Below are 18,117 nucleotides of genomic sequence, written 5' to 3' on the forward strand. Positions count from 1 at the left end.
CATGACATCATCACTGTCCCGCACGCAAACGGTGCGCAAAACGGTCGTGGAAACACCGCGAGGCGTGGTGGCCGCGCAGAACTCCCGCGCGGCGCAGGCCGGGGCCGAGGTCCTGGCGGCCGGGGGAAACGCGGTCGATGCCGCCGTCGCCGTCTCCTTTGCCATCGGCGTGCTCGAACCCTGGATGAGCGGCCCCGCAGGCGGCGGCGGGATGATGCTGTGGCATGCCGGCACGGGCGAGGCCGAGGTGTTGTTCTACGGCATGCGCTCACCCGCGGCGCTCGATCCGGCGGATTATCCGCTGGCGGGCAGCGGCAAGGCCAGCGACCTGTTTCCATGGGACGCGGTCGAGGGCGACAGGAACATTCGCGGCGCGACAGCGGTGGCGGTTCCGGGCGCGTTGATGGCATCGGACAGGCCCATGCCCGCCATGGCCGCCTGCCATGGCGCGACTTGCTGGCCCCCGCCATCGGCTTCGCGCGCGAGGGGCTGCCGGTGGACTGGTATGCATCGCTGATGATCGCCTCGGCCACCCGCGCATTGGCGGATGACGCGGATGCCGCCGCGATGTTCCTGGAGGACGGGCGATGGCCGACCATCGTGGGCTGGACCAGCACCGCGGGCAAGACCATCGCCATGGACGCCATGGCCGCGACCCTGGCCGAGATCGCCGAGAAGGGTGCGCGGGAATTCTATGACGGCGATGTCGGGGCCGCGCTGGCCGCCGATATTAGAGCCAAGGGCGGCAGCCTGTCGCATGACGACCTGCGCGCCTATCGCGCCGAGTTCCAGCAACCCCTGTCCTTCGCGCGTGGCGATGCGCGCTATCATGTCACCCCGCATCTGACGGCTGGCCCGACCTTCCGCGATGCCATGGACGCATTGCCGCCCCTGTCCGGAGAACCCGGGCCGGATGCCTACTTGGCCTATGCCGACGCATTGAAAGCGGCCTATCGAAAACGGCTGGCGGGGATGGGAGACGACGGCGAAAGCCCCGAGGCGCCGGGCTGCACCACGCATTTCTCGATCGTGGATCGCGACGGCAACATGGTGGCGATGACCCAGACCCTGCTCTCGGCCTTTGGATCGCATGTCGTGTCACCCTCAACCGGGCTGCTTCTGAACAACGGGATCATGTGGTTCGATCCGGTGCCGGGCAGGCCCAACTCGCTGGCTCCGGGTAAGCGCTGCCTGATGAATATCTGCCCCGTGATCGGCGAGTCCGGCCCGCGCCGCTTCGCCCTTGGCGCCTCGGGCGGGCGCAAGATCGTCGGCGCGGTGGCCCAGCTCTCGTCATTCGTGGCCGATTTCGGCATGGGGCTGGAGGACGCGTTCCACCAGGGCCGCATCGATATGTCCGGCGGCGATATGGTGACCGTGGACGACGCCCTGCCCCAGCATGTCCAGGACGCGCTGGCCGCACGCCACGCCACCACCCCGTTCCGCCGGACGGTGTTCCCCTATGCCTTCGCCTGCCCCGCAGGTGTCATGCGCGACGGGGAAACCAATAGCGGCTGCACCGAGATCATGTCGCCATGGGGCGATGCCATCACCGAACCGGAGACTCTCGCATGACCCGCGACACCGCCCTTGCCGCTTCCGAGCAGTATTTCGACAGCGGAGATTTCCAGTCCGACCTCGCGGCACTGGTCGAATACCAGACCGAAAGCCAGAACCCCGACCAACGCCCGGAACTCTACCGCTACCTTGAGCAGGCGATGCTTCCCCGGCTCGAAGCGGCCGGGTTCAGCTGCAGCATCCACGACAATCCCGACCCCAATGGCGGCCCGCTGCTGATCGGCGAGCGGATCGAGGATCCCGCGCTTCGGACCGTGCTGACCTATGGCCATGGCGACGTGATCCGCGCCCAGACCGAGCAATGGCGCGACGGCCTGCACCCGTTCCGCCTGATCGAGGAGGGAGACCGCCTTTACGGTCGCGGCACCGCCGACAACAAGGTGCAGCACCTGATCAATATCGCCGCGCTGGAAGCGGTGATCGCGGCGCGCGGCAAGCTTGGCTTCAATGTCAGGATCGTGCTTGAGATGTCGGAAGAGACCGGCTCGGCCGGGCTGCCAGAGTTCTTTCGCGCCCATAAGGATGAATTGGCGGCGGATGTGCTGATCGCCTCGGACGGCCCCCGGCTGCAACCGGATCGGCCAACGCTGTTCATGGGCTCGCGCGGGGGGATCAGCTTCGATCTGGAACTCGAGCTGCGCGACGGCGCGCATCATTCCGGCAATTGGGGCGGGCTGCTGGCCGATCCGGCAATGATCCTGTCCCATGCGCTGGCCTCGATCTGCGACCGGCGCGGGCAGATCCAGATCCCCGAATGGCGCCCCGACAGCCTGACCCCGGCGATCCGCGAGGCGCTGAAGGACCTGCCGGTCGAGGATGGCGACGGGCCTGCGGTCGATACCGATTGGGGAGAGGAGAGCCTGACCCCCGCCGAATGCGTCTATGGCTGGAACAGTTTCGCGATCCTCGCGATGACCTCCGGCGTTCCCGAGGCGCCGGTGAATGCGATCTCGGCCAAGGCGAGGGCAACCTGCCAGCTGCGCTATGTCGTCGGCACCGATCCCGACGACATCCTGCCCGCGCTGCGCCGTCACCTGGACAGGCACGGGTTCAAGGCGGTGCAAATCCGCCCCCATGACCGCGGCTTCTTCCGGGCGACGCGGCTGGATCCGGATCACGAATGGGTCCGCTTCGCCATCGCCTCGCTGGAGCGCACATCGGGCAAATCCCCGCATGTCCTGCCGAATCTCGCGGGTTCGCTGCCCAATGACAGTTTCACCGATATCCTCGGCCTGCCGACCATCTGGGTGCCGCATTCCTATCGCGGCTGCTCGCAGCACGCCCCGGACGAGCATGTGCTGAAACCGCTCTGCCGCGACGCGCTGCGGGGCATGGCCGGGCTGTGGTGGGATATCGGCGAGATGTGATCGCTCCGGCAGGACTGCGAAGCAAGGTTTGCGTCCCGCGATGGCCGGGGGCGCTTCGCCCCCCGGACCCCCAGAGAATATTTGCATGAAGAAGAAGGTAAACTCAGGACCCGGCGACGGAGTCCATCTGAGCGGACTGCCCCGCCACGATCTCGAATCACTGGCGAACAAAGCCCATAGCTGCTAAATATGGTGGCATGAACAGCCATGCCCGCAATATCCGCCCGGTCATCCGTCAATTGGACGAGGCCACCGCCAACCGCATCGCGGCGGGCGAGGTGGTGGAGCGGCCCGCTTCGGCGGTCAAGGAACTGGTCGAGAACGCGCTGGATGCGGGCGCGAGTCGGATCGATATCGCCATCGAGGAAGGCGGCAAGCGGCTGATCCGTGTCAGCGATGACGGCTGCGGCATGACCGCCGACGATTTGCCGCTGGCGCTTTCGCGTCACGCGACCAGCAAGATCGACGGCAATGACCTTCTGGCGATCAACAGTTTCGGGTTTCGCGGCGAGGCTCTGCCATCACTTGGTGCGGTGGGGCGGCTGACCATCACCTCGCGCGTCGATGGCGGTGATGGCGCGGAAATCTCGGTCACCGCGGGCCGGATCGCTTCGCCGCGCCCCGCCGCCGGAAATCGCGGCACGGTGGTCGAGCTGCGCGACCTGTTCTTTGCCACCCCCGCGCGGCTGAAATTCATGCGTAGCGAGCGTGCCGAGACGCAGGCGGTGGCCGAAACCGTCCGCCGCCTCGCCATGGCCGAGCCCTATACCGGCTTTACCCTGAGCGCCGATGGCAAGGAGACATTCCGCGCCGATGCCGAGCAGGGGGAGCTGTTCGGCGCGCTCCAGGCCCGTCTGACCCGCGTCATGGGCCGCGATTTCATCGATAACGCCATCCCCATCGATGCCGAGCGCGACGGGCTCACACTGACCGGCTTTGCCGCCCTGCCGACCTATTCCCGGGGTGCGGCAGTGGCGCAGCATCTTTACGTCAATGGCCGCCCGGTCCGCGACAAGCTGCTGACCGGGGCGCTGCGGGCGGGCTACATGGATGTGCTGGCCTCGGGGCGGCACCCGGCGGCGGTGTTGTATCTGACCTGCGATCCGCAGCTTGTCGATGTGAATGTCCATCCCGCCAAGGCCGAGGTGCGGTTCCGCGATCCCACCGCCGCGCGCGGGCTGGTGGTCAGCGCCCTGCGGCACGGGCTGGCAAATGCCGGGCACCGGGCCTCCTCGACCGTCGGCGATGCGACGCTGGCGGCGTTCCGGCCGGAGCTCCGGGTTGAACGCGCCGCCCCCGCGCAATTACCAGATGGATTACCGCCCCTCGGGCGGCGCGATCCGGGCGAGCCTCGATCTGCAGGCGCCCGCGCCCATGCAGGAGACGGGCTTTGCCGAGACGCCATCGGCCCGGTTCGAGCCTGCCGATGAGAGCGCCCCGACCGAGGCCCCCCTGGGGGCGGCCCGCGCCCAGATCCACGAGAATTACATCATCGCGCAAAGCGATGACGGTCTGGTCATCGTCGATCAGCATGCCGCGCATGAACGGCTTGTCTACGAACGGCTCAAGGCCCAGGCAGAGGCGAATGGCATCGCCAGCCAGGCCCTGCTGATCCCCGAGATCGTGGAACTGCCTGACGCCGACGCCGCCCGCATCCTGTCCATCGCCGATGAGCTGGCCGAGCTTGGCCTTGTCATCGAGGCCTTCGGAGGCGGCGCCGTGGCGGTGCGCGAGGCCCCCGCGATGCTGACCAAGCTGAACGCGCAGGCTCTGATCCGCGACATCCTGGACGACCTGTCCGACCAAGGCGCCTCGGATCGCCTGCGGGCGCGGATCGACGCGGTGCTATCCTCGATGGCCTGCCATGGCTCGGTCCGCTCCGGCCGCCGCATGTCCGCCGAGGAAATGAACGCTTTGCTGCGCGACATGGAACGCACGCCGAAATCCGGGCAATGCAACCATGGCCGCCCCACATGGGTGAAGCTTCGGCTGGCGGATATCGAACGGCTCTTCGGCCGCAAGGAGTGACAGGCGCGGACCGCGCCGGGATGCGCTACTGTCCCGGCGTCACCCGGACCAGCGCGCCATTCGACTGGTCGGTCAGCAGCATGACCGCACCATCCGCTGCAACGGCGACATCGCGGACCCGGCCGATCCCCTGCAGATGCCGCGCCTCCCCGGTGACCCGGTCCCCGTCCAGTTCCAGTTCCAGCCGCACCAGGCGCCGGCCTGCATCCCGCCGATCAGCAGATCACCCTGCCAATCGGGAAACATCGCGCCGTCATAAAAGCTCATCCCGCCCGGCGCGATCACCGGGTCCCAGAAATAGACCGGCTGCTCAATCCCCTCCAGCCGCGTGATTCCGTCGCCGACCGGCTGGCCGCTATATTCGACGCCATAGGTGACACGCGGCCAGCCGTAATTGCGCCCCGCCTGCGGCCGGTTCAGCTCGTCCCCGCCTCTTGGCCCATGCTCGATCGTCCAGAGCGTGCCATCCGGTCCCATGGCCGCTCCTTGCATGTTGCGATGCCCCCATGACCAGATCTCGGGCAAGGCGCCCTCCACGCCCGGCTGGCCCATCGGCGCCCCGCTCTGCGGATCGATCCGGACCACCTTGCCAAGCGTTGTCGCCAGGTTCTGCGCATGCACCCGCGCATCATTGACCGACCGTTCCCCGGTCGTCACGAAAAGCCCGCCCTGTCCGTCAAGGACCAGCCGCGAGCCGTAATGCTTGGTCGAAGCCCAGGCCGGTTCCTGCTGCCAGATCACCTTGGTCCCTTCGAGGGTGGAGCCGTCAGCCGACAGGACCCCGGTGGCGACGGCGGTCGCGGTCCTGCCGCCCTCGCGAGGCTGGGCAAAACTCAGCCAGAGCTGCCGAGTGTCGGCGAAGTCATCGGCGATGGCCACGTCGAGAAGCCCGCCCTGATCGCGGTTATCAACCTCTGGCAGCCCGGCGATCGGATCGGACAGGGCGCCATCGCCGCTGATCAACCGCAGCCGTCCGGGTCGTTCCGTCACCAGCCAGCTTCCGTCAGGCAGTTGCGCCATGCCCCAGGGATGCTCCAGCCCCTCGGCGACGACCTGCTGTTGCAACGCCATGTTAGGCAGGATCGGCGCCCGGGTCTGGTTCTCGAAAGCCGGTACCTGCCCTTGTGCATTCGGAGGTGCGTCGTTGAAGTCCTGCGCGACAGCCGCTCCGGCGAACATCCCGGTCGCGGCAAGGATGGTCAGGCGAATGGAAGAACGCGGAATGTCATGCGGCATGGTGGGCCTCTCTCGGCTGATGGCGGGATCATGTCTCATCCGAAGGCGGAATGGCTGATCCTCACTCCGCGCTTCCTCCGCGAGGGTAGCCTATCCCCGGTCACGATCAAGGTTCGCCTCAGTCACTTTGGGGGGATATGGCATCCCTTGGATGTGCGACGAAATCAGATGGCCGGTATTGGCCCCCCCGAAGATATTTGCACGAGGAAGAAGGACGGCGACGTTCAATGGCTTCGCCCGCGGCGCGGGAACCTTCTTCACAAATCCGCGTTAACGTTTCGCATCATTATAATCAGGAGATTCCCACATGCGTATCACCCGCCGCACCGGGCTGACCCTCGCCGCCGCCGCCATCGGCAGCAGCGCCCTGCCACGCCTTGCCGCCACGCAAGAGGTGGCGAAGACCTTCCGCTATCCCGTCGATGGTGGCGAGGTGGTCATTCACCCCGTCGATCACGCCTCGATGGTGATCGAGACACCGGACGGTGTCATTCATGTCGATCCCGTGGGCGGCGGCGCGAAATATGCCGGTCTGCCTCAACCGGACCTGATCCTGATCACCCATGAACATGGCGATCATTTCGACCTGCCGACGCTCGAGGCCCTGCCGGCCGTGCGCCTGATCACCAACCCGGCAGTGTATGAGATGCTGCCCGATGCCATGAAAGAGCGCGCCAGCACGATGACCAATGGCGACATGGTCGAGGTGCTGGGTCTCGGGATCGAGGCAATTCCCGCCCATAACATCACCGAAGACCGGCTGCAGTATCACCCGAAGGGGCGCGATAACGGCTATGTTCTGACCATCGGCGGCAAGCGCTTCTACATCGCCGGAGATACCGAACCGGTGCCCGAGATGCTTGCGCTGACCGGTATCGAGGTCGCCTTCCTGCCGATGAACCTGCCTTACACGATGACCGTCGAACAGGCCGCCGAGGCAGTCACGGCATTCAAGCCCGTGGTCGTGTTCCCCTATCACCATCGCGGCAGCGATATCGACGAATTCGCCCGGCTGGTCGAGGCAGGCGGCTCGGGCAGCCTCGTCATCCAAGCGAATTGGTATCCGGACGGGGAAGGCTGAAACGGCGCCGAAGGGAACGCGAGATCTCTGCGGGCACGCAGCGCCCGGTGGCGCTCATTACCCCGGAACGGTTTTCAGAACCGGCATCAGAAAGGTGCAGATGCGTTGAAGCCTTGCTGCACGCCGCTCTCGGGATGCTTGATGCGCAGGCTCTCGGCATGCAGCATCAGCCGCGGATATTCCGCCGCCGCTCCGTCGGCGTAAAGCGGATCGCCCAGGATCGGATGCCCGGTCTCGGCCATATGCACACGCAACTGATGGCTCCGCCCGGTCAGCGGAAACAGCCTGACCCGCGTTTCCTCGTCACTCGCGCGCACCACCCGCCAATCGGTCTGCGCCGCCCGCCCCTCGGCATGATCGACCTTCTGCCGTGGCCGGTTCGGCCAGTCCACGATCAGCGGCAGATCGACCCGCCCCGCCTTCGGCTCCAGCCGCCCCAGGACACGGGCGATATAGGATTTCTTGACCTTCCGCTCTTCGAATTGCTTCGACAGCATTCGCTGCGCATGTGGTGTCAGCCCGAAGATCATCACGCCCGAGGTGTCCAAATCCAGCCGGTGCACCAACAGCACGGTCGGAAACGCGCCACGCAGCCGCTCGATCAGGCAGTCGGCCTTGTCCGGCCCGCGCCCCGGTACCGACAGCAAGCCCGCAGGCTTGTTGACCACCAATATCTCGTGATCGGCATGGATCAGCTCGGGCGGAGCCGAGGGCGGCGCATAGATAAAGCTCATTTCGCGACAAGGCGCATGGCCAGGCCCGCATACATCACCGCGGCGATCCTGTTGACCAATCCGAGACGCCGCCCGATCACCTGCCCGGCCAGCCCCCCGACGACGCCATAGCCCATGGTGACAATCGTGCCGGTCAAGGTAAAGATCAGCCCCAGTCCCAGGACCTGCTGCCAGATCGGACCCCATGCCGGGTTGGTGAATTGCGGCAGGAATGCCAGCAGGAACAGCACCGGCTTGGGGTTCAGCGCGTTCGACAGGAAACCGCGCCGAATGATGTTCCATGGCCTGACGCTGCCGCGCGCCGAAGGATCGACCGGCCCGGCGGTCCAGCTTTTATAGGCCAGCCATAACAGATAGGCGGCGCCCGCATATTTGATCGCCAGGAGCGCCTCGGGATGGGCGGCGACGACGGCCCCCAGCCCCACGGTCGCCATGGTCAGATGCATGCAGACGCCCAGGCCCACGCCCAAGCCGGCCAGCATCCCTGCCCTCGGCCCGCCCTGGATACCGCAGGCGCTGGCAAAGAACACGTCCTGGCCCGGCGCGAAATTCAGCACCAGCCCGCCCAGGATAAAGGTCATGAGCTGGGCTGCCGGAATATTGGCCAGCGTATCCCAGATCATTCCCGCGCCTCTTGCGGCAGGCCATCGGCGATTTCGTAGCTATCCCCCTTGTCGGCCACGAAGATATGCCCGGTCAGGTGCAATCCCGTGGGCTCGTCCACCGCTCCCGGTCCCACGGCGACCCTGTCCGCCCCGATCCGGCGCCAGAACAGGCTGCTGCCGCATTCCGGGCAGAAACCGCGCTCGGCCTCGTCGGAAGAGCGATACCATTTCACCACCCCCTCTATCGACAGATCGGACGCGTCCGCCCCGGCCCAGATATGCCCGGACCAGCGGCGGCATTGGCCGCAATGGCAGGCGCTGTATCCGGCCTGCTCCCACTGTCCGCGAAAGCGCACCGCACCGCAAAGGCAATGCCCGGTAAATTCAGACCCCATCGAAGACCTCCTCCAATATCCCTGCCAGCCGCGCGGCATCCTCGCTGTCGAAAGCATCGGGGCGATCGCTGTCGATGTCCAGAACCCCGATCAGCCGCCGCCCCTTGCCAAAGACCGGCAGCACGATCTCGGACCGGGTCGAGCTGGCGCAGGCGATATGCCCGGGAAAGGCATCCACATCGGCGACGATCTGCACCTCGCCGGTTCGCGCCGCAGCACCGCACACACCGCGCGAGAACGGGATGACCAGGCAGCCATGCCCGCCCTGGTAAGGTCCGATCTTCAGCAATTCGGCCGCGACCACCCGGTAGAAACCGGTCCAGTCGAAACGCTCGTCGGAATGATGGATCTCGCAGGCCAAGGTGGCCATCAGCGCAACCTCGTCGGTCTCGCCTTCGGTCAGGGCGCGGATCCGCGCCTGCAATGCATCGTAATCGCTCATGCCCCCTCTTACGACAGCCAGACCGCGACGAGAAGCCCGCGCCCCTTCTTCTTCATGCAAATATCCCGGGGGTGAGGCCGCTTACGGCCGAGGGGGCAGCGCCCCCTTTGGCATGGACCTCTTCGCCTGCTTGCGCCAATCTGCGGGCCATGAACCGCCTGTCCCTGACCACGCGCATCCTTTTGGTGATCTTCACCGTGCAAGCAATGCTCTTCGCGGCATTGGCGGCGGCCAACCTGAACAGCCTGCGCGGCGAGATCGCGCTGGAGACGCGGCTCGGCGCGCAAACCGCCCGCTCGCTGGTATTGGCCACCATCGGCACGCTGCAAAGCGCCGTGCCGCCCGACGCGCTGATGACCGCGCTGCCCGAAAGGCTGGTGCCGCCGCGCCATACCCGGATCATGGTCCTCGATCCGCGTGAAGGCGTCATTCGCGAATCCGAGCCCGATCCCGAACCGGCGCGCGCAGCCCCGGCATGGTTCGCGGCCATGGTCGCTCCCGAGCCGCAGGAAACCCGGGTTCCGGTCACTGCCGGGGGGCGGTTGCAAGGCTTTGTCCATATCGCCACTGATCCTGCGGCCGGGATCGCCGGTGCATGGCGGACCATCCGCACGACGCTCGGGCTGGCGGCACTCGCCGCGCTCGCGCAGGCGTTGCTGATCCTGATTGCCACGCGGCACGCACTGCGCCCGGTCGGCAGCATCGCGGCGCGGCTGGAGGATCTGACCCATGGCGACCTGGCCGCGCGGGTTGGCCTTCTGTCGCAACCCGATCTCGCGCCACTCGCCACGGGGGTGGACCGGCTGGCCTCGGCACTCGAACAGGCGCAGACCGATCGCAGGCGGTTGCAGCGCCGGGTGGTCAATCGTGGCGACGAGGAGCGCAAGGCCATCGCCCGCGACCTGCACGACGAGATGGGCCCCTGTCTCTTCGGCCTGCGGGTCGAGGCGGACGCTCTGCACGAGGCTGCCCCGGATCCCGCCATCGCCGAACATGCCAATGCCATCTCCGCCATCGCCGAAGAGATATCGCGCGTGAACCGCTCGCTCCTGAACGACCTGCGTCCCGCCGCGGTGGGGCAATTGCCATTGCCCGCGGTTCTCTCCGACTATACCGATGATCTTGGACGGCGTTTCCCGGATATCCGCATCCGTCTCGATATCGCAGAGGGGCTTCCCGAACCAGACGAGGCGACCGCGCTGACCCTGTTCCGCATCCTGCAGGAAGGCACGACCAATGCGCTGCGCCACGCCGATGCGCATTCCGTCGCGATCCGCCTCTGGACCGATCCGGCGCATTGGCGCATGATCCTGTCCGATGACGGCAAGGGCCTTGCCCCCGGCAGCCGCGAGGGAACCGGGCTGACCGGCATGCGCGAGCGGATCACCCTGCTGGGCGGCGAATTGACCCTGTCATCGACAGGAAACGGAACCACGATCGAGGCAAACCTGCCACGGGCACAGACCGGATGAGGCCAAAGGAATGAAAAGCGCGCTGGTCATAGACGACCATCCCATCACCCATCTGGGCGCCAGCCGGTTGCTGCGCGAGATGGGCTATGACCCGGTTGGACAGGCGATGTCGGGCGAGGACGCATTGACCCAGTTGGCGGAAACCCCGGCTCCGGACCTGATCGTGCTGGATATCAGCCTGCCCGGGACCGGCGGGCTGGACCTGGTCGAACCCCTGCGCGAGGCCGCTCCCGGAGCGCGAATCCTGATCTTCTCGATGAACGACCAGACCGGCTTTGCCGCAAGGGCCTTGCAGGCCGGCGCACAGGGGTTCCTGTCGAAAAACGCGCGCCCCGCCGATTTCCGCGAGGCGGTGCGCACATTGGAGGCCGGTGAATTCTACCTGTCGGCCAAGCAGGCCGTGGCGCTGGCGACCCTGCGCGCCGGGGCCTCGGCCGATCCGCTCGGCGCCCTGTCGGATCGCGAGAGGCAGGTGCTCGCGCTGATCGGGCGCGGCCTCAGCCTGCAGGCCATCGCGGATGAGTTGGGGGTCAGCTACAAGACCGCCGCGAATACCTCGTCCTCGCTGAAGAAGAAGCTGGGGGTGGATGGCATCAACGGGCTGATGAAATTCGCCCTGGAAAGCGGGGTCTGATGCTGGGCTGGTTCGAATTGCCGGAGGGCGCATCCCCGGGCGCGGCCGACCGGCTACTGGAAGCGTTGGTCGGGAAACTGTCCGGCGAGGGATTGCGATTGGCTGGCGCGGTGCAGGTCAACCGCGACCGGGGGCCGGATTGCGCCTGTGACATGGATATCCAGGTGATCGGCGAGGAGGATCGCCCGATCCGTATCTCGCAATCGCTCGGTTCGGGCTCCACCGGCTGTCGGCTGGATCCCGGCGCGCTGGAAACGGCGGCGGCCCGGGTGGAGGCAAGGCTCACGGGGGCCGAATTGCTGATCCTGCCGAAATTCGGCAAGCAGGAGGCCGTCGGACGTGGCTTTTGCAGCGTGATCGGACAAGCGATCCTGGACGATCTGCCGGTGCTCCTGCATGTCTCGCGCGAGCAGCGTTCGGCATTCGCGGAGTTCAGCGGCGATCTTGCCGAGGAGGTCGATCCCGATGCCCTGGCCGACTGGTGCCGAAGACAATCGGCGGGGCCCGGATGATCCTTGCGGATACGCGAATTGACGGGTGGCGCACCTGCCGCTGTCGTGGCATGGGGGCTGTCCGCCCCCTCGGCGCGAGCGGCCTCACCCCCGAGGATATTTGAATAAAGAAGAAGCCCATGCGGATGTTGAATAATCGCAAGCGTTTTTCCGATCTGAGCGAGCGCGAGGTTCTGGCCCTGGCCATCGCCTCGGAAGAGGATGACGCGCGGATCTATCGCAACTGGGCCGAGTTCCTGCGTGCCGATTATCCCGCGACGGCGGCCGTGTTCGACGGGGTCGGCGACGAAGAGGACGAGCATCGGCGACAGTTGATCGAGGCCTACCGGTCGCGTTTCGGCGAGGCGATTCCGGTGATCCGGCGCGAGCATGTGGCCGGTTACTACAGCCGCCGGCCGGCCTGGATGATGCAGAACCTGTCGCTGGACGCGATCCGCGCCGAGGCCGCGACGATGGAACATGACGCGGCGGAATTCTATACCCGGGCGGCCCAGGCCAGCAGTGACGCGGCGACGCGCAAATTGCTGGGTGACCTGGCCGCCGCCGAGCGCGGGCATGAGGAACGCGCCGGAGAGTTGAGTGACGAGCACCTGACGCCAGAGGCGCGGGAAGAGGAAGACGCGATTTCGCATCGCAATTTCGTGCTGACCTGGGTTCAGCCGGGCCTTGCCGGGCTGATGGATGGCAGCGTTTCGACCCTGGCGCCGATCTTTGCCACCGCCTTTGCCACGCAGGATACCGGAACGACCTTCCTGGTCGGGCTGGCCGCCAGCCTGGGCGCGGGGATCAGCATGGGCTTTACCGAAGCGGCCTCGGACGATGGCATCGTGTCGGGGCGCGGATCGCCCTTCAAGCGCGGGTTATCCTCGGGGGTGATGACGGCGATTGGCGGGCTTGGCCATGCGTTGCCCTATCTGATCCCGCATTTCTGGACCGCCACCATCATCGCCTGCATCGTGGTCTTCATCGAATTATGGGTCATTGCATGGATCCAGAACCGCTGGATGCAGACGCCCTTCTGGCGGGCCGCGCTGCAGGTGGTCGTCGGCGGCGGGCTGGTCTTTGCAACCGGGGTGCTGATCGGTTCCGGTTAAAGCATCTCCGGGCGCAAAGACGCAGTAGGTGCGAAGGGAGACAGATCCCCTCGCCCTATCTGGCAGCGAACCGGCCGGATTATTGGCCGGTCCCGCCATTTCGTGCCATCGCTCCGGTCTGGCTATGCCTCCCCGGCATGGAAAACCGCGATCACGGCAAGGCAATCGCCGCTCTGGACCAGCCCCGGGAAATGCCGCGCGGCGATCACGCCGTCGCGATTGGCAAGCACATCGACAGGCTCGATGCCGGTGCGGTCGGGCGGCCAGATCCGAGCGATCGGCTGACCCGCCTTTACCTGATCGCCCAGATCGGCCAGCGGATGCATCAACCCGTCCCGGCTGGCGAAATGGAAGCAATCGCCGCCCGGCATGTCCAGCATCTGGGCACCTTCCGCTGGCTCGACCCCTCCCGCCAGGATGCCCGAATGCCGCAGGAGGTTTCGCGCCCCCCGAATGGCGATCTCGGCAGAGCGGGCGGTGGCCGTGCCGCCGCCGCCCAGTTCGGTCGTCACGAAGACCTTGCCCTGGCTTTCGACGGCGGTGTCGAACATGCCGACGCTGTCGATTTCCAGCATCATCATGCTGTAGGGCGCGCCGAATGCCTTGACCGCGTCCACGCAAGCCGCCTGCTGACGCTTGTCGTCAAGGTAATGCGCCGCCGCATAGGGCAGGAAATCCAGGGTCTTGCCGCCCGAGTGGTAATCCAGCACGACATCGGCCATCGGCACCAGCACATCGTTGAAGTAATGGGCGATTTTCTGGCTGACCGTGCCGTCGGGCCGTCCCGGAAAGGCGCGGTTCAGGTTCACCTGGTCGATGGGGCTGACCCGCGCACCCGCCCGGAAAGCCGGGTAGTTCATATAGGGCACGATGATGATCCGACCGGTCACATCGGCCGGATCGATCTCCCATGCCAGTTGCTGCAGCGCGATGGGCCCCTCGTATTCATCGCCGTGATTGCCCCCGGTCAAAAGCGCCACCGGCCCTTCGCCATTGGCGATCACGGTGATCGGGATCATCACACTGCCCCATGCGCTGTCATTGCGCGAATAGGGCAAACGCAGGAAACCATGCTGCTTGCCCTGCCCGTCCAGAGGGATCGTCGGTTGAATCGGGTTGGCCGTCATGACTTCACCAGCATCCGGCGCGGGATATTGCACAGCAGTTCCGGCTCGCGCTCGGTGATGACGATGGATTCGGTGGTCTCGTAACCCCAATCCTCCATCCACAAGCCGGTCATGAAATGGAAGGTCATCCCCGGCTTCAGCTCGGTCCGGTCGCCACGGCGCAGCGACATGGTGCGTTCGCCCCAATCGGGCGGATAGGACAGCCCGATGGGATAGCCGGTGCGGTTGTCCTTCTCGATCCCGTATCGGTCCAGCACGGTGAAGAAGGCCGCCGCGATATCCTCGCAGGTATTGCCCGCGCGGGCGGCGTGAAGCCCGGCCTCCATCCCTTCCAGCACCGCTTTCTCGGCATCGAGGATCTCTTGCGGAGGCTTGCCCAGGAAGATCGTCCGCGACAGCGGCACATGGTAGCGTTGATAGCAACCGGCGATCTCGAAGAAGGTGCCTTCGTTATCCTTCATCGGCTGGTCGTCCCAGGTCAGATGCGGCGCGGCGGCATCCGGCCCCGAGGGCAAAAGCGGCACGATGGCAGGGTAATCGCCGCCATGGCTGGACCATTCGTCATAGCGCAGGCCAGCGTCATAGATCTCGGCCACGAGATCGCATTTGCGCATGCCCACCTCGACCTTGTCGGCGATGCGGCGATGCATCCGCTCGACGATACGGGCGGCCTTGCGCATATAGGCCAGTTCCTTCGGCGTCTTGACGGCGCGCTGCCAGTTCACCAGCCCGGTCGCGTCGAGGATCTGGGCTTCGGGCAGGCCATGGACCAGCCGCTCATGCGCCTTGGCGGAATACCAGTAATTGTCCATCTCGACGCCGATGAAACCGCGATGCCAGTTGCGATCCGCAAGCTGCGCCCAGAGGTAGTCCATCGGGTGACGCTCGACCGATTGCACGTAGAAATCGGGATAGCCGATGATCTGCTCCTCGCCCATCCAGACGGTCCGCAGCGCGCCATTGGCGTCCTGCCCGCGACCGAACCAGATCGGCGGGCCGTCGGGGCCGACGATCACGCATTGATGGACGTAGAAGGACCAGCCGTCATAGCCGGTCAGCCATGCCATGTTCGACGGGTCCGACACGATCAGCAGATCGAGGCCCAGCTGGGCCATGCTGGAACGTGTCTTCTTCAGCCGCTCTTCATATTCCTCGGTCGAGAAACGCTCGGGGGTCCTTTGCAATTCGGGCATTCAGTGGTCTTTCGAAAACGCGGCAAGCGCGTGGGTGGCGATAGCGGTGTCCTGCACGCCGGTTCCGGTCAGGTCGGCGATGGTGATCTGTTCGGGGCTGGTGCGGCCGGGATGGCGACCGGTGATGATGTTGCCCAGTTCGGGAATGTCATCCACATCGGTCAGCACGCCGGTTTCCAGCGCCGCCCGCAATTCCCCCATCAGCCGCGTCTGGCTGACCCGGTCGGCGACATAAAGATCGGCGCGGTCAAGGCAATGCGGGTCCAACTCGTTCTTGCCCGCCTGGTCGCTGCCCATCGCGGTGACATGCTGGCCGGGGCGCAGCCAATCGGCTTGCAGGATCGGCTGGCTGGCAGGCGTCGTGGTGACGATGACATCGGCGAACGCAACGGCCTCTGCCGGATCGGCCAAGGCGCGGCAGCGGATGCCCTCGGTGGTCATTTCCTCGGCCATGGCCTGTGCTTGGCGTGGTCGCGCGCCCAGATCACGGCCTCTTCGATGGGGCGCACCAGCGCGAGAGAGCGCAGCTGCATCCGCGCCTGCAACCCGGCGCCAAAGATCGCCGCACGGCGCGCATCCGCGCGCGCCAGATGCCGCGCCGCCACGCCGCCCGCAGCCGCCGTGCGGATATCGGTCAGATAGCCATTGTCCAGCAGCACCGCGCTCACCCGCCCGGTTTCCGAGGACAGCAGCACCATCAGCCCGGATGTCGATGGCAGCCCCTTGGAGGGATTGTCGAAAAATCCCGGGGACAGCTTGACCGCAAAGCCCGGCAATCCAGGCACATAGGCGGTTTTCACGTCCAACTCGCCATTCACGTCCGGCATATGCATCGACAGGACCGGCGGCATGACAACGCCGCCACCGGCCAGCGTGGCAAATGCATTCTCGACCACGTCAATCGCGGCGAGATCAAGACCGACGCGCTCGCGCAACTGGTCTTCGGAGAGAATCAGAATATCGCTCATGAAACACCTTTCACTATTTCCGCATGACGGGCGGGATCGATATTCCCCCCCGACAGGATCAGCACCAGGGGACCATCCCCGGCGTTCAGCTTGCCCGCAAGCACGGCCCCCGCCCCGACGGCGGCGGCGCCTTCTACCGTCTCGCCATCCTCGATGGCCAGATGGCGGATGCCCGCGGCGATTTCATCCTCGGTCAGCAGGATCAATTCGTCCATCAGATCGCGGACCATGGGAAAGGTCAGCCGGTTCTGCAGACCGATCCCGCCGCCCAGGCTGTCGGCCAGCGTCTCGACCTCCTCGACCTCGACCGGGTGACCGGCCGCAAGGCTGGCCGCCATCGCGGCCCCCTTCTCCATGCTGATCCCGACGATGCGAATGCCTGGCTTCAGCGATTTCGCGGCCAGCGCAACCCCGGCCAGCAGGCCGCCACCGGACAGTGGCACGGCAAGCGTGGCCGCATCGGGGATCTGGCGCAGGATTTCCATGCCCAGGGTCCCCTGCCCCGCGATCACGTCGGGATGGTCGAAAGGCGGGATCAGCGCGAAACCTTCGTCATGTTTCAGGCGATAGGCCTCTTCGAAGGCCTCGTCCTGGCTGGCACCGATCACCCGCGCCTCGGCGCCAAGCTCTTCGATCGCCACAAGCTTGTTGCGCGGCACGAGGCGCGAGACGCAGATCACCGCGGGCAGCTTCAACTGCCTTGCCGCATGCGCGAGCGCCCGCCCGTGATTGCCGGTCGAGGCCGTGGTCACCCCCGCGACATCCCCCAAGCGTGCCACCGCATTCGAGGCCCCGCGCAGCTTGAACGCCCCGGTCTCCTGCCTATGCTCGCATTTCAGCCAGACCGGGCCACCCGCCAGCCGTGACAGGCTGGCCGAGGATTTGACCGGCGTTTCACGGACCATGTCGCGGATCCGTTCTGCCGCCGCAGCGACATCATCCATTGTTACCATGTACGAACCTTGAAAAGTTGTCCCAGCCCCCTGGCCGGGATCCTGGCAATATCGAGCATCGACCAGAACAGCGCCTGATTGGAGCTGAGAACCGGCTTGCCCAGTTCCGCCTCGATGTCCTCGATGACGGAAACGGCGGGAAGCGCCGTGCAGGACATGAACAGCGCTTCGGCATCGGAATGATCCGAATCCAGAGCAAAACGAATGACCTCTTCGGGCGGCAGCAGGGCCATGTCGCGGTCATCGGCATAGCCCATCGCATGGCGGGATACGACATCCATCCCATGCGCTGCGAAATAATCCCCCACCAGATCCGACGCTTCCTGCATGTAAGGCGTCATCAGCGCGACCCGTTTGACCCCAAGTGCCGCAAAGCCCCGCAGCGCCGCACCTGCCGGCGTCGTCACCGGCGCCCGGTCGCCGATCTCTTCCTGCACCTTCGGGCCCAGCACCGCCGAGGCCGAGGTGCAGGCGAAACCGATGCCCTTCAGCTCGACCCCGGGCACCAGCAGACCGGCCGCCGCCCGCAGGCGGGGGCCGGTCTTGCGCAGGTTTTCGGCAGTCGTGGGATTGTCGAACGCAATCCGCGTCACATGCAGGCGGCAGCCCTCGGGCAGCAGCCGTGCAGCATCACCCTCGATCGTGAGATCGGTGGCCAGGGCGATAAGCCCGAACCGGGACAGCTTGTCGCGCCACAT

General features: G+C 66.0%; 14 protein-coding genes and 4 pseudogenes. 8 read left to right on the forward strand and 10 right to left on the reverse strand.

Annotated features, from left to right (window positions below; all coding sequences use genetic code 11):
* Position 1: 1 nt before the first annotated feature.
* The 3 genes and pseudogenes from A7A09_RS16910 to mutL all read left to right on the forward strand — a co-directional run bounded on the left by A7A09_RS16910 (position 2) and on the right by mutL (position 4,973).
* Positions 2–1,575, forward strand: a pseudogene (locus A7A09_RS16910) (gamma-glutamyltransferase).
* On the forward strand, positions 1,572–2,945 hold the full coding sequence (locus tag A7A09_RS16915) for a M20 family metallopeptidase (RefSeq protein WP_106692490.1): 1,374 nt from the start codon (positions 1,572–1,574) through the stop codon (positions 2,943–2,945). The pseudogene A7A09_RS16910 and the gene A7A09_RS16915 overlap by 4 nt, the downstream one beginning before the upstream one ends.
* 197 nt (positions 2,946–3,142) lie before the next feature.
* Positions 3,143–4,973: pseudogene (gene mutL / locus A7A09_RS16920) on the forward strand (DNA mismatch repair endonuclease MutL).
* Between the two features lie 25 nt (positions 4,974–4,998).
* Here mutL and A7A09_RS16925 read toward each other — a convergent pair.
* A pseudogene (locus tag A7A09_RS16925) lies at positions 4,999–6,209 on the reverse strand (PQQ-dependent sugar dehydrogenase).
* A 307-nt stretch (positions 6,210–6,516) separates the two neighbouring features.
* On the opposite strand from A7A09_RS16925, the gene A7A09_RS16930 reads away from it, so the two are divergent.
* Complete coding sequence (locus A7A09_RS16930; RefSeq protein ID WP_106692491.1) at positions 6,517–7,290, forward strand: MBL fold metallo-hydrolase; 774 nt, start codon at positions 6,517–6,519, stop codon at positions 7,288–7,290.
* An 86-nt stretch (positions 7,291–7,376) separates the two neighbouring features.
* Here A7A09_RS16930 and A7A09_RS16935 read toward each other — a convergent pair whose 3' ends face one another.
* The 4 genes from A7A09_RS16935 to A7A09_RS16950 are packed head-to-tail and all read right to left on the reverse strand — an operon-like array spanning position 7,377 to position 9,466.
* Complete coding sequence (locus A7A09_RS16935; RefSeq protein WP_106692492.1) at positions 7,377–8,024, reverse strand: pseudouridine synthase; 648 nt, start codon at positions 8,022–8,024, stop codon at positions 7,377–7,379.
* Positions 8,021–8,647: a LysE family translocator gene (locus A7A09_RS16940; protein WP_106692493.1), complete on the reverse strand. Its 627-nt coding sequence runs from the start codon at positions 8,645–8,647 to the stop codon at positions 8,021–8,023. The genes A7A09_RS16935 and A7A09_RS16940 overlap by 4 nt, the downstream gene beginning before the upstream one ends.
* Positions 8,644–9,024 (reverse strand): GFA family protein, encoded by a 381-nt coding sequence (locus A7A09_RS16945; protein WP_106692494.1) that lies wholly within the window; start codon positions 9,022–9,024, stop codon positions 8,644–8,646. The genes A7A09_RS16940 and A7A09_RS16945 overlap by 4 nt, the downstream gene beginning before the upstream one ends.
* The gene (locus tag A7A09_RS16950) at positions 9,014–9,466 is read right to left on the reverse strand and encodes a GAF domain-containing protein (protein WP_106692495.1); all 453 of its coding nucleotides are present in this window, start codon (positions 9,464–9,466) and stop codon (positions 9,014–9,016) included. The genes A7A09_RS16945 and A7A09_RS16950 overlap by 11 nt, the downstream gene beginning before the upstream one ends.
* 149 nt (positions 9,467–9,615) lie before the next feature.
* Here A7A09_RS16950 and A7A09_RS16955 point away from each other — a divergent pair, with 149 nt between their 5' ends.
* From A7A09_RS16955 to mbfA, 4 genes are all read left to right on the forward strand, one after another.
* The gene (locus tag A7A09_RS16955) at positions 9,616–10,938 is read left to right on the forward strand and encodes a histidine kinase (RefSeq protein WP_170167145.1); all 1,323 of its coding nucleotides are present in this window, start codon (positions 9,616–9,618) and stop codon (positions 10,936–10,938) included.
* 10 nt (positions 10,939–10,948) lie between these two features.
* Positions 10,949–11,572, forward strand: coding sequence for a response regulator (locus tag A7A09_RS16960; protein ID WP_106692497.1), 624 nt, complete (start codon positions 10,949–10,951; stop codon positions 11,570–11,572).
* Positions 11,572–12,084 carry a DUF2478 domain-containing protein gene (locus A7A09_RS16965; RefSeq protein ID WP_106692498.1) on the forward strand — a complete coding sequence of 171 codons (513 nt, stop codon included), beginning with the start codon at positions 11,572–11,574 and terminating at the stop codon, positions 12,082–12,084. The genes A7A09_RS16960 and A7A09_RS16965 overlap by 1 nt, the downstream gene beginning before the upstream one ends.
* Before the next feature lie 119 nt (positions 12,085–12,203).
* Positions 12,204–13,178, forward strand: coding sequence for an iron exporter MbfA (gene mbfA, locus A7A09_RS16970; protein WP_106692499.1), 975 nt, complete (start codon positions 12,204–12,206; stop codon positions 13,176–13,178).
* Between the two features lie 122 nt (positions 13,179–13,300).
* Here the strand turns inward: mbfA and doeB are convergent, their stop codons facing one another.
* From doeB to A7A09_RS16995, 5 genes and pseudogenes are all read right to left on the reverse strand, one after another.
* Entirely contained in the window at positions 13,301–14,305 is a 1,005-nt protein-coding gene (gene doeB, locus A7A09_RS16975) for a N(2)-acetyl-L-2,4-diaminobutanoate deacetylase DoeB (protein WP_106692500.1), read from the reverse strand.
* Positions 14,302–15,498 carry an ectoine hydrolase DoeA gene (gene doeA / locus A7A09_RS16980; protein WP_106692501.1) on the reverse strand — a complete coding sequence of 399 codons (1,197 nt, stop codon included), beginning with the start codon at positions 15,496–15,498 and terminating at the stop codon, positions 14,302–14,304. Before doeA ends, doeB begins: the two co-directional genes overlap by 4 nt.
* Positions 15,499–16,466, reverse strand: a pseudogene (locus A7A09_RS16985) (cyclodeaminase).
* Positions 16,463–17,419: a hydroxyectoine utilization dehydratase EutB gene (gene eutB / locus A7A09_RS16990; RefSeq protein WP_106692502.1), complete on the reverse strand. Its 957-nt coding sequence runs from the start codon at positions 17,417–17,419 to the stop codon at positions 16,463–16,465. The pseudogene A7A09_RS16985 and the gene eutB overlap by 4 nt, the downstream one beginning before the upstream one ends.
* A complete protein-coding gene (locus A7A09_RS16995) occupies positions 17,413–18,117 on the reverse strand; it encodes a maleate cis-trans isomerase family protein (RefSeq protein WP_106692503.1) in 705 nt (234 codons plus the stop codon). The genes eutB and A7A09_RS16995 overlap by 7 nt, the downstream gene beginning before the upstream one ends.

This window comes from Paracoccus methylarcula (assembly GCF_003007735.2).
GTDB classification, from domain to species: domain Bacteria; phylum Pseudomonadota; class Alphaproteobacteria; order Rhodobacterales; family Rhodobacteraceae; genus Paracoccus; species Paracoccus methylarcula.